At 48.6% G+C, this 16,037-nt stretch carries 15 protein-coding genes and 1 pseudogene; 6 read left to right on the top strand and 10 right to left on the bottom strand.

What is annotated here, in order from left to right; translation table 11 throughout:
• Positions 1-64 precede the first annotated feature (64 nt).
• Positions 65-634: an ECF-type riboflavin transporter substrate-binding protein gene (locus AC3Y23_RS11540; protein WP_379198872.1), complete on the bottom strand. Its 570-nt coding sequence runs from the start codon at positions 632-634 to the stop codon at positions 65-67.
• A gap of 230 nt (positions 635-864) precedes the next feature.
• Positions 865-1,134: a hypothetical protein gene (locus AC3Y23_RS11535; protein ID WP_379198870.1), complete on the bottom strand. Its 270-nt coding sequence runs from the start codon at positions 1,132-1,134 to the stop codon at positions 865-867.
• Positions 1,135-1,313: 179 nt separating this feature from the next.
• On the opposite strand from AC3Y23_RS11535, the gene AC3Y23_RS11530 reads away from it, so the two are divergent.
• A complete protein-coding gene (locus AC3Y23_RS11530) occupies positions 1,314-2,417 on the top strand; it encodes a GIY-YIG nuclease family protein (RefSeq protein WP_379198868.1) in 1,104 nt (367 codons plus the stop codon).
• Positions 2,418-2,594: 177 nt separating this feature from the next.
• Here AC3Y23_RS11530 and AC3Y23_RS11525 read toward each other — a convergent pair whose 3' ends face one another.
• The 4 genes from AC3Y23_RS11525 to AC3Y23_RS11510 form a co-directional block, all read right to left on the bottom strand.
• Positions 2,595-2,939: a zinc ribbon domain-containing protein YjdM gene (locus AC3Y23_RS11525; RefSeq protein WP_379198866.1), complete on the bottom strand. Its 345-nt coding sequence runs from the start codon at positions 2,937-2,939 to the stop codon at positions 2,595-2,597.
• A gap of 89 nt (positions 2,940-3,028) precedes the next feature.
• Positions 3,029-4,156: a DNA polymerase III subunit beta gene (gene dnaN / locus AC3Y23_RS11520; RefSeq protein WP_379198864.1), complete on the bottom strand. Its 1,128-nt coding sequence runs from the start codon at positions 4,154-4,156 to the stop codon at positions 3,029-3,031.
• 22 nt (positions 4,157-4,178) lie between these two features.
• Complete coding sequence (locus AC3Y23_RS11515; RefSeq protein ID WP_379198862.1) at positions 4,179-4,415, bottom strand: ribbon-helix-helix domain-containing protein; 237 nt, start codon at positions 4,413-4,415, stop codon at positions 4,179-4,181.
• A 328-nt stretch (positions 4,416-4,743) separates the two neighbouring features.
• Positions 4,744-6,669: a winged helix-turn-helix domain-containing protein gene (locus AC3Y23_RS11510; protein WP_379198860.1), complete on the bottom strand. Its 1,926-nt coding sequence runs from the start codon at positions 6,667-6,669 to the stop codon at positions 4,744-4,746.
• A gap of 184 nt (positions 6,670-6,853) precedes the next feature.
• On the opposite strand from AC3Y23_RS11510, the gene AC3Y23_RS11505 reads away from it, so the two are divergent.
• The 4 genes from AC3Y23_RS11505 to AC3Y23_RS11490 all read left to right on the top strand — a co-directional run bounded on the left by AC3Y23_RS11505 (position 6,854) and on the right by AC3Y23_RS11490 (position 10,262).
• Positions 6,854-7,717, top strand: a complete 864-nt coding sequence (locus AC3Y23_RS11505) for an aldo/keto reductase (protein WP_379198858.1) — start codon at positions 6,854-6,856, stop codon at positions 7,715-7,717.
• A 147-nt stretch (positions 7,718-7,864) separates the two neighbouring features.
• Complete coding sequence (gene tlp, locus AC3Y23_RS11500) at positions 7,865-8,089, top strand: small acid-soluble spore protein Tlp (RefSeq protein ID WP_379198856.1); 225 nt, start codon at positions 7,865-7,867, stop codon at positions 8,087-8,089.
• A gap of 348 nt (positions 8,090-8,437) precedes the next feature.
• Positions 8,438-9,484: a bifunctional transcriptional activator/DNA repair enzyme AdaA gene (locus AC3Y23_RS11495; RefSeq protein ID WP_379199349.1), complete on the top strand. Its 1,047-nt coding sequence runs from the start codon at positions 8,438-8,440 to the stop codon at positions 9,482-9,484.
• Between the two features lie 4 nt (positions 9,485-9,488).
• Complete coding sequence (locus AC3Y23_RS11490) at positions 9,489-10,262, top strand: isocitrate lyase/PEP mutase family protein (RefSeq protein WP_379198854.1); 774 nt, start codon at positions 9,489-9,491, stop codon at positions 10,260-10,262.
• Positions 10,263-10,286: 24 nt separating this feature from the next.
• On the opposite strand, the gene AC3Y23_RS11485 is transcribed toward AC3Y23_RS11490, so the two are convergent.
• Complete coding sequence (locus AC3Y23_RS11485; protein ID WP_379198852.1) at positions 10,287-10,823, bottom strand: hypothetical protein; 537 nt, start codon at positions 10,821-10,823, stop codon at positions 10,287-10,289.
• Between the two features lie 96 nt (positions 10,824-10,919).
• Between AC3Y23_RS11485 and AC3Y23_RS11480 the strand changes: the two are divergent.
• A pseudogene (locus AC3Y23_RS11480) lies at positions 10,920-11,833 on the top strand (phosphatidate cytidylyltransferase).
• A 207-nt stretch (positions 11,834-12,040) separates the two neighbouring features.
• On the opposite strand, the gene AC3Y23_RS11475 reads toward AC3Y23_RS11480, so the two are convergent.
• From AC3Y23_RS11475 to AC3Y23_RS11465, 3 genes are read right to left on the bottom strand one after another with little or no spacing between them, the layout of a single operon-like run.
• Entirely contained in the window at positions 12,041-13,009 is a 969-nt protein-coding gene (locus AC3Y23_RS11475) for a quinone oxidoreductase family protein (RefSeq protein WP_379198849.1), read from the bottom strand.
• Positions 13,010-13,041: 32 nt separating this feature from the next.
• Entirely contained in the window at positions 13,042-14,202 is a 1,161-nt protein-coding gene (locus AC3Y23_RS11470; protein WP_379198847.1) for a response regulator, read from the bottom strand.
• Positions 14,199-16,019: a sensor histidine kinase gene (locus tag AC3Y23_RS11465; protein WP_379198845.1), complete on the bottom strand. Its 1,821-nt coding sequence runs from the start codon at positions 16,017-16,019 to the stop codon at positions 14,199-14,201. Before AC3Y23_RS11465 ends, AC3Y23_RS11470 begins: the two co-directional genes overlap by 4 nt.
• Positions 16,020-16,037: the final 18 nt, after the last annotated feature.

Genomic DNA, 16,037 nt, shown 5'->3' with positions numbered 1-16,037 from the left:
TTAGTTAAAATGGCAATGGAAAAGCCGGTGATGCTCACCGGCCTTTGGTTTGGATTGTAGGGGATTATGCCTGCTTGGTCAAGCTTCCCTTTTTAGTTCTTGTCTTGCTGTAAGCAATGGCAAGCAGTGTGCCGATTACGGCTACAGATAAAATGTTAAACAAAGCGGCTGTTATCCCTTGTGTAAATACCTTGTTGGCTGGTTCCGCGTAAATAAGGATATCGAGGACTGGAGCCACAAGTAACCAGGCGACAACGTTGGCAATAATCTGAGCAATATTGAAACGAATGATTTCTTTTCTGCCGAACTCCCCGTCATGAATGGAAATATTGCGTACGATCAGTCCAATAATAAGACCGACCACACCGGAAGCAATAACCCAACTGAACCATGGCGACCCGTAAGAAATTGCATCCTTCAGTGTGTGCCCGATCAAGCCGATCAGCAGTCCTGCTGTAGGCCCGTATAGCAGCGCGAATAGCGCCAGTATTGCATAAGTGGTCTCAATGCTGGTATTCGGGATACCCGTTGGGATGGAACCGAACCTTCCCAGAATAACGAACAGCGCCGAACCGATGCCGATCGCTACAATCGTCTTGATTGATAATGTCTTCCCCTTTGCCATCTTCTTCATCTCCCCTGTGTTCATAATAATCTTACGCCTGCAACCACACTATAAAGCCATGAAGTAAGCATCTTATGTATGTATTTCATTAATTATACATCGGATTAGTGGGTATTTCTATAGCGCATTCTGTACTATTTTAAATAAAAATTAATTGAAATAGAAGTTATTTTCGCAAAAACAGCCCTCATTGCTGCAATCAGCATTAAAGGGCTGCTCAGTTTGATGCACAACCGCTATCAGCGGTTCTTATTATCCAGCGAAGACAGGCGATCCTTCTCATCGGCAAGTAACTCCTCGGCTAACTCTGCTCCTTGACCATTAAATACTCGCTGTGCCTCGTGGACCGCTTGTTCCGTATGCTCCAGGCGATTCTCGGCCTGTTCGACCGTCTGTTCGTTCGGATGACTTAAGGCCTGGGATACGGCATCATGCAGCTTCTTTACCGACCGCTGGGCCTGGGTCACCACATTGTCTTCTTTCCAACTGGTATCATTGCTATTATTCATGGATGAGATTGTCTCCCTTCTGGCATTCCTGCTATTCCTGATTAGGATGGATAAGGGAGCAACATCTTATACATGAGGATCAACAGATCTCGCTCTCGTCCCCATTCTTTATATGCCTGGGCCCATTGTCTAGTCTATAATTGAGCTACAGATGAATCTGAAGCCACGGAGGGGTACATATGAATCTAACTGAAAAGGTAAAAAACCTCCCTATGACTCCCGGCGTATATCTGATGAAAGACAGTCTGGGAAATATCATTTATGTCGGCAAAGCCAAGGCTTTGAAGAGGCGGGTGCAGTCCTATTTTCAAGACTCCAACTCCCATTCGCCTAAGGTCAAACGTCTCGTCAAAAACATTAGAGATCTGGACTATACACTGACGGACACCGAATTCGAAGCTTTTATGCTGGAATGCACATTAATCAAGGAGCTTAAGCCGCCTTATAATAAAAAAATGAAAAATCCCCTCGCCTACACCTACATTGTGATTCGAACCGACGGTCAACGACGGAGGATTGAAGTCACCCCTGACCTCGGCGACGGTGCAGAACGAAGCGATGGGCGATTGTTTTTTGGCCCTTACACAAGCCGAAGCACTGTAGAACGGGCGATACAGGGAGTCCTGGAAAGCTACAGCATACTCTGCAGCAATCCCCACTCCAAAAAAGCTTCGCTCTGCCTCAACCACTCACTGGGCCTCTGCATCGGAATGTGCGCTGGCGGGGAAGCTCTGACGATATACAACCGCATTATGGACGACTTCGTGGCCCTCTTAGACGGAACAGATCTGCGGATTCTGGAAGGGATGGAACAACGGATGGCGGCAGCTGCAGAGAATTATAATTTCGAAGTCGCGGCTAAATACCGTGATTACATTGGGGCGGTGCGCTCCCTCCTCCAGAAAGAGAAGGTCATTGAATTTGCCGGAGCGAATCAGCGGATCGCCATGGTTGAACCCATTAACGACCAGATACTCAAGCTGCTGTTGCTGCAGGGCAACCGTATTCTTTTTCAAACCAAGCTTGAATTAGAGTATTTCAGGAACGCCAGCCTGCAGGCAGAGATTACAACAATCATCAAGGACGTCTTCAGAGGTCATAACTTTACAGGATCGGCAGCCGTCAGTAGGTATGAGATTGATGAGGCCCAAATTATATATAGTTATCTTAAGGGTAGCTCGTGTAACCATATCATTGTCAGCGAAGAGTGGCTTGCTCCTGAGAACGACACCGTGATAGACGATGCTGTTCGTGAGATGCTGCTAAACTGTTATGCCGTTTGAGTAGCCGCTGAGGTATCCCCCCAGATCCACAACAAAAACCAGCATTCCCTTCCGCGTAGGGGCACCCCATGTCTGTGAGACAGGCTGGACTGCCTGGAAAGGTTGCTGGTTTTATGATGATTATTCGAAAAAAGCACCCTGTTCTCGATGAACAGAATGCTTGCCGCCAAGCGTAAGCTATACTTTTTTCACAAATTCCGATTTCAGCTTCATCGCACCAAAGCCGTCGATTTTGCAATCAATATCATGATCGCCTTCAACCAGGCGAATGTTCTTGACTCTTGTGCCTATTTTGACAACGAGGGAGCTTCCTTTCACCTTAAGGTCCTTAATTACGGTTACGGTATCGCCATCGCTGAGCACATTTCCATTGGCATCCTTGATGACCTTCACTTCTTCGCTGTCATGCTCGGCTTCTGCTCCCGGAGACCACTCATGGCCGCATTCTGGACAGACCAGCATTCCGCGATCCTCATAAGCGTATTCCGAGTTACATTCCGGGCAGTTTGGTAAAGTAGACATGAATTCATAGACTCCATTCGATAAATTAATAGTTGTTCTCTTCAAGTATAGGGGAAGTTATGGGAGGGTTCCAGCACATACTGTCTATATCAGTTGGCAGTCCTTACTGGCGTAATCAGAAACAGCGTAAATTCAGAAGGGTCTTTTGGCAAAATAACAAGCGGCCTCATAATTCCCGTAAACCTGAATCTGACATACTCGCAATCTATACAACGCAGAATATCGAGGAGGTATGTGGCATTCAAGGAGATCTTGAAATCCTCGCCGTTCTTTTCCGCTAAAGCAACATGATCCAGAACATCCCCTATCTCCGCAGTTTGCGACAATAGCTCCAGACTATTCGCAGAAACAATCAATCTGATAATACTCCCCGAAGCTAGGACAGACACACGCTCCACTGCCTGCAATAGAGGTACCGTCTTTACCGTCAATTCGGATAAAAAAGACTGTGGAATCAGCTTCTCTACAGAAGGATAGACTCCCTCAAGGAGAGCGGACTGAACCTGCAGTTCTTTTGACGTAAATTGGATCTGGCTAGGCCCCACTTCAATAACGGTCGTCCCCTGCTCGTCCTTCAGCATCTTGGATACTTCGTAGAGATTAACTCCCGGGATAACACCTTGGACATGAACGGCCTCAGATTGTTCTACCGTTAGGGTACGGGAAGCGAGACGCACACCATCGGTGGCCGATAGCACCAGATCTTCATTCTTACACTCGAAAAACACTCCCGTCAGGATCGGCCTAGTCTCTGAAGTAGAGACCGCAGAAGCAGCCTGTCTAACAGCAGATTTCAGCATGGCGTTATTGATGCTAAATCTGGATATCGTGTGGCGCTCTGTCTGTTGAATCATAGGGAATGCTACAGGGTCCATTCCACACAGCCGGATTTGTGTCTCCCCGGAAGAGAGGAGCAAGAGCATCTGCTCTGTAGTCTCCAGCCTGATAGATCCTGGTTCGAGCTTACGAACGATCTCATATAAATAACGCGCTGGCACCACAATAGCACCGTCCTCTTGTTCCAACGTGGAGCTATTGGTCAGATAAATTCTGTATTCTATGGTCATGTTCGTATTACTTGTGGTAAAGATCAGGACATCCTGATCCTTCCGAATGCTGACCCCTGACAGGATAGGGATGAGATGATTCGCCGAAACGGCCTTTAACACATGCTGGAGTGCATGCAGAAGAGACTCTTTGGTTACACTGACCCGCATAGATGACCTTCCTCCCGATACGCTAATTGGAATAATATGCTTCAATCATCTTGCGGATGAGCTCCGATCGGGACACTTCATCATCAGCACATTGCTGCTCAAGCTTGCCCCACAGTTCCTCCGTTAAGGTTAGGGAGACCTTCTTGGTCACCCCGATTCCCTTTCTACCCGCTCCTTCACGAAGTCCCCCTCGGGTGAATACAAAACCAAGCTGCCCCTCCTTATTGGCGACATCCACCTTAATCTTCTTGTTGTCCATATGATCACCATTTCACTTTTTTTGAATTAGGTTACCTGTATCAATAATCCGTTAACTAATTCTACCATGTGGAGATGCCTTCTTACAACATTTTGAACTGAACTATATAAGGCAAGCTAAGGATCCAAACAAAAGACCCGGTTGTCATTGCGGTGGAAGGTTCGGACTCCCGGTCACTGTTACCCCTTAACAAAAGAAACAAAAAAACTGACCAGGCAAGCCAAAACTCGCACCCGGTCAGTTATATTATCATTTTGGCTGCAAAAAAATTACCTACTGAACTTGCTTGCACAATGCTATCTAATAAATGAAATCCTATAAGAAGAGGCTAAGCCGTATAAACATCCCCACTGCCTTGGGCCGACAACAGCAATTCTCTACCTTTAAAAGCTTTGTTCAGCGCCTTCAGGTCCTCATAATTATTAGCAGCCGGCAGAAGCCTGGACAGCCACAGCAGTCCCTCGCTCCAGTTGCCTTCCAGAGACCAGAACTCGCATAGTGAGCCTGCAATCCGCAGTCCCGTTCCTTCCGGATCATTTTGCGAATACGCCCATTGTAGAGCGGCCCGTAGATTATCGTACTCCGTCCTGATCTTTCCTAGAGCAATCGTGGTATTGCCACTTTGGACTTCCTGTTCCATCTCTTCCATGTATCGGGCAAAATACTGCGCATGAAGCCGGTAAATATGTTCTTTGTCCGCACCGTGCACTCTGTGGCATTCCAGTTGGCAGGATTCCAGTTGTTCCTGGGCATATTGCTTCACCGGGGCCAACAGGGCATAAGTTACCCGATCCGCGGACGTGGAACTATGCATGGAAACTAAAGATTTATTGACCAGATTGGCGAAAAGATTCAGAATTTCTTCCTTCGTCAGCGAGCAAGGCTCCTGATGTTTTGGACGATACACACAGACCTCTTCCACGGTCTCTAGTGTGAATTCACCCATGAAAACACTTAATAGCCGGAATAGCAGCTGTTCCTTCTCGGACAACAAGGAATAACTCCAGTCCATGGCCGCTTTAAGGGTCTGTTGGCGCGGGGTGGCTGTTCTTTTGCCTGCGGTGAGAAAACCCAGTAAATCCGTGAGCCGTTCATTGATCTGCTCTGGGGAAAGCACGTTCATTCGGGCGGCGGCCAGTTCCAAAGCCAGTGGATTGCCCTCTAACTTTCGGCAGATGTCTGCAATATGCACTGCCTGTGGCTCTTGGACCTTGAAATGGGGTAGAAGCAGGGTCGCCCGCTCAACGAATAGCTGGACCGATTCATACTCCATCAATTGACTGTAGGACAAGTCCTTTTCGGGCGGTGTATTTAATGCTTGGACAAGGTAACGGTTCTCCCCCGGCAAGTTCAGCGGTTCCTGACTTGTCGCCAGAACAACAAGCGCAGGCGAACGTGCTAGCAAGGACTCTGTAACCACCGCGCAGGCATCAATCAGGTGCTCACAATTATCGAAGATGAAAAGCATGCTTCTATCTTGTATAACATCGAGAACAGACTCCATTGGAGTACGACCCTGCCGATCCTCCAGCCCAAGGGTAGACATCATGTACGCGACGACCAGTTGCGGATCAGACACCGCTGCAAATTCGAACAGCCAAATGCCATCCGGATAGCTATCCGCCAAGGACGAGGCAAGCTGAAGGGCAAGCGAAGTCTTCCCGCTGCCACCCGGACCCGTTAAGGTGACCAAAGAGGATTGGCGCAGCAGATCATGGATCTCAGCAAGCTGCGCTCCGCGTCCAACAAAGCTGGATAGCTGGATCGGCAGATTTCCTGCGGGGCGCTTTTTGAGATCAGAGCGTTCATTAGCCCCCACTGCCGGTTCCACCTGTTTATCAGGGCGCTGTGTGCTTACTCCCTTTTGCAGAATAATAGAATGGTTAGATCCAGCCTCTCTGTCAGCCAGAACCTGTACAAACCAGTTCTCATCGAATTCAGGGTAATAACGATACGTACCGGGTCTGCTATCATATACCAGCTTAACGGATTGCCATAGCATCCACGCTTCCTGCCGTTCAGTCCCGGGCAGAAATACCGCTTCCTCCACATATACCTGCACCAGTCTTTGCAAGTTATATGCGCTGGGCAGTCTATCTCCGCCTTCCCACTGTTGAATGGCCCTTGTATCCACGCCAACCCGCGAAGCCAGATCACTCTGGCGTAGTCTCTTCTTCCGGGACGTAGAAGGTCTGTTTCTGAGCATCTTCATAAGCTCTTCCGGCTGCATCAGATCGTGGGTATCGTGCGACATAGGCAATGCACCTCCCTAAGTGGATTCAACGAACAAGAATAACATCCGTACCGGACACGAACCAACATGAACAGGCCGGACGAACGCATGTGCATTCTGCAATATAATAACTGCTGATACAATTTAATCATGTTAGAGCATGGATAAGCAATCGCCAAATTCACATTAAACAGGGAGGAACAATATGAGCACAAATCAAGTTACCGCAGAGGCATCCGGCACCTATACCCTTGGAGATTTACAGATTAACCGTCTGGGATTCGGTACCTTGCAACTAAGTGGTCCAGGCGCCTGGGGTCATCCGGCTGACCCTCAAGAAGCTGTACGCGTCCTTCGGCGCGCCGTGGAGCTTGGCGTGAACTTTATTGATACTGCGGACGCTTACGGCCCCCTGGTTACGGATGTACTAATCAAGGAAGCCTTGCACCCTTATGCGGATGACCTTATCATCGCTGCCAAAGTAGGGGTTGCCCGGCCAACTCCCCAAGACTGGGTGCCAGTAGGCCGGCCGGAGTATCTTCGTCAGCAGGTTGAACTGAATCTGCGCCATCTGGGCCTGGAGCGGATTGATCTCTTGCAGCTCCACCGGATTGATCCCCAAGTTCCGCTGTCCGAGCAACTGGGAGAACTGGTCCGTCTTCAAGAAGAGGGTAAAATCCGGCACATCGGACTAAGCGAAGTGAGCGTAGCCCAACTAGAGGAAGCCCGTAAAACCGCGAGCATCGTATCCGTCCAGAACCTCTATAACCTGGCGAACCGCGATGCAGAAGCCGTGCTTGATTATACGACCACGAATCAGATCGCCTTCATTCCTTGGTTCCCGCTTGCGACAGGTGAATTGGCTAAAGCTGGTGGGCCGCTCGATGACTTGGCACAGCGCCTTGGCGCACAGCCTGCCCAGTTGGCCCTGTCTTGGCTGCTGAAGCGTGCCGCCAACATTCTCCCGATTCCTGGAACTTCATCCGTAGAGCATCTGGAGCAAAATATTGCAGCAGCGGGCATTAAACTAAGCGATGAGGACTTTGACACGCTAACTCATGCTGTGTAAAAACTCTACTTCCGCCCTTAAGGCGGGAGGTTTTTTATCTCAACCAGCGTCTGTGTAGATTCAGTGCATAAAATGAGCCAGCAACGATCAACCTACCTGTTAGCTCCCAAGTTGGGCGCTTTTAATGATGAGGAGGCGATCTAAGCAATGGCAAAGCCAGATAATCGGGCAGATAATGTAGATCATTTGCAGAAAAGTATCCAGAATACGCAGGAGAACCTGAAGGAAGCCGAAGGCTACCTGAACGAATTCTCTTCAGAGCTGGACAGCAAGGAACGTAATCAAATTGAGGAAAAAAATGCACGCCGCAAGCAGAGTATTCGTGGCTTCAAAGAAGAAATCAAAGACGAAGCCGCTCATTCCGAGAAATAGTGAAGGACGCCCCCTGAGGGCGTCTTTTTTTATAAAAATAAAATATAGGGATTTATTTTAAAATTAGAGGTTGATATAAACGCAGCAAAAAAGCGGAGGGTCGGAGGGATTCTGAAGAAACGATAGTGTTCGCCTTTAAAGACCGATTACAACCTTTAGCTCCCTTTACAATCCAGGAATCGGGCTTTAACAGCGATCGTAAGAACCCTCCGAACCCCTAGCGGCCAAATGCAGCGTCAACCACTAATTCTAACTAACATCCCAAAATCGATGCCTGAATTTCGGCGATGCCCTCCACGGGAAGAGATTATAATGAGAACAACATTGAAAGGTTAGGACGTGCTGCTATTGTTACCTGCTGAGCGAAATGAAGAGTATTACAAGGCGCTGCTGGAGAAAAATACGGAATACGAGGGATTGTTCTACGTTGGCGTCAAAACCACAGGTGTATTTTGCCGTCCGACATGCCCTGCCCGAAAGCCCAAGTTGGAGAATTGTGAGTTCTTTGCAAATCCCCAACAGGCACTTCTGGCCTCTTATCGCCCCTGCCAGCGCTGTCGTCCGCTCTCCCATCCCAATCATGTCCCGGAGATTGTCCGTGTACTCGTTGAAGCCGTGGAGAGCAATCCAGAGAAACGCTGGACAACACAGGATTTCAAGAACCTCTCGGTCGATGAGTCCACGGCGCGGCGTCAATTCAAAAAACGGTTTGGCATGACCTTTGTGGAATATGCCCGCGCCCGCCGTATGGGACTTGCCCTGAAGAATATCAGGTCGGGCAAGACTGTCATCGATAGCCAGCTGTCCACCGGCTACGAATCTAGCAGCGGCTTCAGGGACGCCTTTTCCCGGATCATGGGGGCAGCGCCCACTTTGCTAGAGGACGGTAAGGTTCTGAAAGCCGCCTGGATTGACACCCGGCTTGGACCCATGATGGCCATTGGGGATGATGAGGCCTTGTATCTGTTGGAATTCATCGATAGACGAGGCCTGGAACGCGAGGTGGAACGACTCCGGAAACGAACGAAATCGGCGATTATTCCGGGCGTTACCGCGCCTATTCTCTGGATTGAGCGGGAGCTGGGGGAATATTTTGACGGAGAACGGACGACCTTCGACACGCCGCTTGCTCTGCTTGGCTCCCCTTTTCAACAAAGCGTATGGGGAGAATTAATGAAGATCCCGCCAGGGGAAACGCGTTCCTATCTGGACATATCCGTAGCCCTCGGCAAACCGACGGCCTTCCGTGCAGTGGCCCAAGCCAACGGGGCCAATCAGCTAGCCATTGTGATTCCCTGTCATCGTGTCATTAATGCAAACGGCGAGCTGGGTGGATATGGCGGTGGTCTGACACGTAAAAATTGGCTGCTCCATCATGAGCAGGGAGGAGAATAATGATATGAATACCCAACATGAACAAGCGCTTCAGTTTCATCAATTGCATACTAAAGGGGACCCGCTGGTGCTGATCAATATCTGGGACGCGGGGAGCGCGCAGGCAGTTCAAGCCATCGGAGCCAAGGCTATTGCGACCGGCAGCTGGTCTGTAGCTGCGGCGCATGGATATGAAGACGGCGAGAGTCTTCCTTTTCCACTGGTCCTGGAGAACTTGAAACGAATCAAGGACAAGGTGGATGTGCCTGTCACCATTGATATTGAAGGTGGGTATGGACTAAATCCGGACGAAGTTAGGGGAAATGTAGGGCTGGTTATTGAAAATGGAGCTGTGGGGATTAACCTGGAGGATCAGCGGATTGGCGGTGAAGGTCTCTACACGACCTCAGATCAATGTCTGCGTATTGCCGCTGCCCAAGCAGCAGGCGAACAGACCGGCCTACCACTTTTTATTAACGCCAGAACGGATATCTTCTTTCAAACGCCAGCCGAGCAGCACGCAGCCTGTATTGAGCAGACCCTCAGCCGTGCGCACGCTTATGCAGAAGCCGGGGCGGGCGGTATTTTTGTGCCGGGGTTAAGCGACGCCAGTCTGATCGAAGCCCTATGTAGACAATCGCCGCTTCCGGTGAACGTTATGGTGACCGCACACACCCCGTCCCTCGGTCTGCTTGCCGAACTGGGCGTAGCGCGTATCAGCTACGGTTCCTTACCTTATCTGGAAGCGATGAACGCTTTAAAAGAAATAGGTCGTGCTGCATTATCTCTGAAGAATTAAGCTGCATCCCGAATAGAATACGAATTACTCCACATACTCGCTTAACCTTCCCTCATAAATCAACTGCAGCCTGTCACTCTGCCGGAAATCATCCGGTGTCACGAGTGCAGGCAGCTTGTTCCACAGCTTGATGCCGGAACGCTCCAGAATTTCCGCAACAAATTGTGAGCAGAAATAGGAGTTACTGAACTCAACAGGCTCTTTAAGGGCGATGCCGATGACGCCCAAAATATTATAAAGGTACTTTTGGCGGCTGCGGATAAAGATATGCAGAACCCGCTTCATTTTCTCCACTTCCCGCTCGGTTACCTGCAATTCATAGATTACACACGTCGTATTAGGATATTTGCTGTACGTGCCTGTCTGGATATCCTCCCTCACGAATCCCCCATTTAGCGGATTGTTCGGATTCTTTCGCCCGAAGCTGTACATCTCCGAAAGCTCGCGGTCAAATGAAATCGAAGCGTGGTTATACGGCGCTTTTGTGTAGGTCTGAATCATTTTCGTAAAAAGCGTTCCGGTATTCGTAAGCAAGATAAAAACCGACTGATCTGCAACCATTTACGAAATTTCCCCTTATCAAGATTGGACTATTCCTTCATAATAACATAGGATCCCTCTCATGAAATCCTACCTCTCGACAAGTTGGTGATTGCTCTGGATAGAAACATGTTAACGTTGGTCCTTATTTTGGCAGCCCTATGCGCCATTCAACTCATCTATTATGTGATAAGCAAAGTACAGCCGAACAAGGATTACGCCCCCATCGGAAACGCATCAAAAGCTGGTGGGGCATGGTATTCATCTTCTGCCTCGCTACCTTGTTCAATTCTGTGGTCTCCCTGATCTCCCTGATGGTGCTGACTTTCTTCGCGCTGAAGGAATACTTCTCCATGATCAAGTCGAGAAAAGCGGACCGCAGGCTGTTTCTATGGGCATACTTGTCGATTCCACTGCAATTCTACTGGATCTATATCGAATGGTACGGGATGTTCATTGTCTTTATCCCTGTTTATGTGTTCTTGCTGCTGCCGCTGCCCCGGATCATTAACAAAGGGACGGTCGGATTTCTGCGCAGTGTCAGCTCGACCCAGTGGGGTCTGATGCTGATGGTGTTCGGGCTTAGCCATCTGGCGTATTTTCAGTTCGCTACCCCCGAGTATGGGGCGGGGCTCGTATTGTTCCTGGTTGTGCTGACACAGCTTAATGATGTGGTGCATCACCTGGCATCGATCTATTTTGGCAAAAGAAAAGTGGTTCCTACAGCGAATCCCTATCTGACCTGGGAAGGCTTCGCCTGTGCGTTCGTGGTTACCACGACAGTATCGTATCTGATCTATCCTTATCTGACACCGCTCACCCCGATTTTCGGGATTTTCTCCGGGATGCTGATTAGCCTCAGCGGTTTCTTCGGCAGCTTGACCGTATCTGTGCTGAAGCGCGATCTGCTGATCGGCGATGATGACAAATTCGAGGCTCTGAAAAAAAGCTATCTAAGCCGGGTCGACAGCTTGACCTACACCTCGCCGGTGCTGTTTCATGTGATTCGTTACTTTTTTGACTTTATGTAGGAGAGCACTGCCCCAGAATTGTCCTGCGAAAAACAGCCGCTACGAGTAGAAACTATTGATAATCTAATAAGACCCAATTCTAGACTCGGGTGCGAGAGCAAACGCCCAGTAGAAGAATGAATTTAATAAATATAAAAAAAACAATCGGATAAAAGCCGCCTGCGGCTAGTCCGATTGTTGTATTGTTCAGGCTCGCAGTAATATTTTTTAAGGAATCAATAGAATCTTACCCGTACTGCTTCTGCTCTCTAACAGCCGATGTGCCTCGGCGCCATCGCGGAGCGGGAACGACTTCGGTTCCTCCATCTTTAATTGCCCTTGTCTTATCGCTTCAAAAAGCACCTCTGAACGCTCGATCCGGTCACTGCGTGTAACGATATGGTTCCACAGGTCGCCTCCGGTCAAAGTTTTCGAGGTGTCCATAAGCATGCGAGGATCAATGTGAGGCGGATTGCCGCCGGCCATCCCATAGAATACGACTGAACCTTTGATCTTCGTCGCCTTGAAGCTGTCCATGAGGGTGGAACCCACTGAATCATAGACTGCGTTCACTCCTTGGCCGTTATTGGACCAACGAATCGCGCCTTCCACCCAATCACTATCGTAGAGCAGCACTTCGTCCGCTCCTGCAGAGAGCGCAACTTCACGCTTCGCTGAAGAAGAAGTCAAACCGAGAACTCTAGCCCCCTTGGCCTTAGCCAGTTGCGTCAGAAGCTGCCCTACTCCGCCTGCTGCTGCATGAACCACAATCTCATCGCCTGGCTGAACTGAATAGCTATCGTTCACCAAATAATGCGCCGTCAGACCTTGAAGCAGCAATGCGGCTGATTGTTCGAAGGTGATGTCGTCCGGTAGTGGAATGATATGATCGATTCCCGCCTTTACCAATTCGGCATTCGCATGCGGAACATCAGCAAATGCGACCCGGTCTCCCACGTTCACCGTCTTCACATCCTCCGCAACCCGTTCCACAACTCCTGCACCCTCGTACCCTAAAATGTAAGGTGCCTGCCCTGCTAAATGATAATCACCTCGTCTACGATAAATGTCGGCGAAGTTTAATCCAATCGCCTGCGTTCTAACCCATACCGTCCCTGGCTCCAGCTCCGGATCTGGAAGATCTGCATAACGCAGGACCTCCGGTCCGCCAAAACGTTCAAAAATCAATGCTTTCATAGATAACCCTCCAGTTCTATAATCGCTTAAGCCTATATTTCACTATAGAACGAATATAATGATTCCAATTCCGACAGCAACTGTTCATACAGCAGCACCATGTCTGGCGAAGGGCCTCCCCCTACTTCCTGTCTCAGCAGACTCGTGAAATGAGTGAAACGGCGAGTCAAAGCCTCTTTATTTTTTTGCAAAGCCAAAGCCCGCATTTGAAGTTTAACCGTCTCTTCATCCAATTCATTATAGGTAGCTAGCCTATTGAGAATAGGAATAGCCGTCAGGAAATCTCCCTGAGACAACAATGCTCTGCATAAGCGTTGCGTAAACTGAACATACAGCAGCGACAAGTGCTCGATCTCACTTATGGCCCAAGGGTAGTCATTACTTCCGAACAAATCACCAAGATAGAGCCGTTCCAATTCAATCGCTTGCTCGAGGTTCGACTCGTCTATAACCGTCATACCCTTACACCCTTCTTCAAAACGAAACAGATCGACGTCAGCCGAGGGGAGATTCAAAGCATAATGATTGCCATCTGAATATAGACTGTCTCTTAGACCATTCTCTCCAAGCAGCTTGCGTAGTTGATAAGCGGTGGTATTCAAATAAGTCTCTGCGTTCTTGAGCGGCATATCCCTGAATATATCCTCGATCAGTTTGGAGCGAGATACCAATTTGCCATGATGCAATAATAAGTATCCGCACAATTCTGCGCTTTTACTGGTTTTCCACTTAAGCATTTGGTTCTGCGCACTCTTCATCTCCATTCTGCCCAGGAAATTGATCTGCACATGAACCGGAGAATCTGCCGGGGATTCTGAGAAATCACGCTCCCGTTCAGCCTCCGCCATGGCTCTTTGAACCGTTCGCTGTAGCCGCTCCAGCACAACAGGCTTCACGATATAATCATAGGCATAGACATCAAAAGCGGACAAGGCATATTCAGTATGCGAAGTCACAAACACCAGTTTGACTTTGCTACCCTTGTCCCTTAACCGCTGAGCGAACATAAGACCACTCTCTTGTGGCATATGGATATCCATAAAGACGATGTCTGCGTCATGATCGTTCAAATAATCTTCGGCTGCAGCTGTATTCAGGAAAGTTCCTACGACTTCCACATCACCGATTTTTTTCAACATCCGCTTCATAATCAAGTGCATCGCTTTTTCATCATCAATAAGCACGATCTTCATTCAGCAGCCCTCCTTCCATACGAGGCAACAGCTATATTTGAATTGATATTAGGGACTTCTGAAGGAAGCGGAACAGTGAAATAGAATGTGCTTCCTTGAGCAGGATTACTGTCGAACCAGATCTCCCCTCCGTTTAATCGAACAAATTCTCTGCAAATCGCAAGTCCTAACCCGATACCTTGCTCTCCAGCTGTACCTGCCGTAGAGGCTGAATGTTCTGACTGTAGCAAGGTTTGGGCCAAATCCTCCCGTACTCCAACACCCGTATCGCTTATTGCAACAATCATCTTCCCGTCCGATCGCTCAGCTCGTACCGTAATGCTACCTCCGGTATCCGTGAATTTCACAGCGTTCGAGAGCAAATTGCGAACGATTAAATTCAACATTTCCTTATCCGCGTAGACCCACGTATTGGGGGGAACCTCAGACACCATAACAATCCCTTTGCCTTCACTTCGAATTCGTAGAAGATGCAGACTCATCTGTACGGCATCGAATAAATCATAGGTGTCAGGGCTGAGGATCATGCCACCTTGATGTTTCCGGAACCAGCCCAACAGATTCTCTGCCAAGGTGAGTGTTTTACGTAATTGCTGACCCATTTCATGAACAATCTCCTCGTGGTCCGCATCACCGGCAGGCAGTTCCTCTTCCAAGATCTCCATTAAATTCAGAAGGATCGCCAGCGGATCACGAATATCATGGGCCACCACACTGAAGAGTTCGTCCTTGAACGTGTTGAGCTCCTGCAATTGCGTGGCGTTGTTGATCAGTCTCTCCTCGGAACGTACCGCATCAGTCGTATCGCGCAGAAGAAGCATCTTACCCGATGGCCTCGAGCGATTGTCGTAGATATATAGCATTTGCGCCTGATAGATCCGATCATTGTCTTCATCACCGAACAATATCCTGTTCTCCGAGAGAGGCTCTTGCAAGATCGTGTGAAGAAGCGTCGGATAGGAAGAGAATAGCATCGCTGCAGGCTGGCCAATACCATTTCTGTTGTAAAGGCCCTTGATCATTCGACTCGCTGAACGGTTGTATTCAGAGATGTTATCATCCAGATCAAAGACGATAACCGCATCCTGTATAGAGTCAAATACCTTCTGCTGTGCAAGGGGCGAGAGTTTGAGCATATCGAATTGATAAATACCGAGTAAATAGAATACTCCAGAGATCACGAAGCCGAATGGGGATACATCTATGGGGGTTTTTAGAACCCCGGTAACATACATCAGTGAGGACCCAAAGGGCCCGCAGGATCCAATCATCATGAAAATAATTTGTTTCTTCATTCGGGACGGAGCTGTGAAGTACATATGAATTAGTAAACCCATACCTAGGAAGAAAAAAAAGAAGGAATACACAACATGGAGATAGAACAGGGGTCCGTGATTTAGAACGACTAGGGGTACTCCTTCAGAAGAACCTATCGACACACTCCTATAAAATAAATGGTGCCAATCGTTCGTGTGGACAGCTGCGAGAGTGCTGACAGGAACAATCATAAGTATAGCAATTGTCCATTTACGTATGTACGCTTGCCGCCCCGTATACTGCAGCACCATAATCATCCACAATGTCGGAGCAAAGGGAATCCCGATATACTCGAATTTGAGCCAGAACAGAATATCCTTCAGGTCGTCACTGATAAGTTCGAAAGCATACCCAAGGGTATAAAAGGCACCCGCTAACACACCAAGTCCATAACTTTTTGCTATCGGAAGCTGTCTTCTTCTCCAGGAAAGATAAACCAGAATCAATGAACTTATGGTTGCAACCATTAAGATTTCAGATAGATAGAGATTGAATTTCATCGTTGTGTAACTCCTGTA

This window comes from Paenibacillus sp. MAHUQ-45 (genome assembly GCF_058133325.1).
The sequence above is the reverse complement of the archived record's forward strand: the minus strand, read 5'-3'. Positions and strand labels throughout refer to the sequence as shown.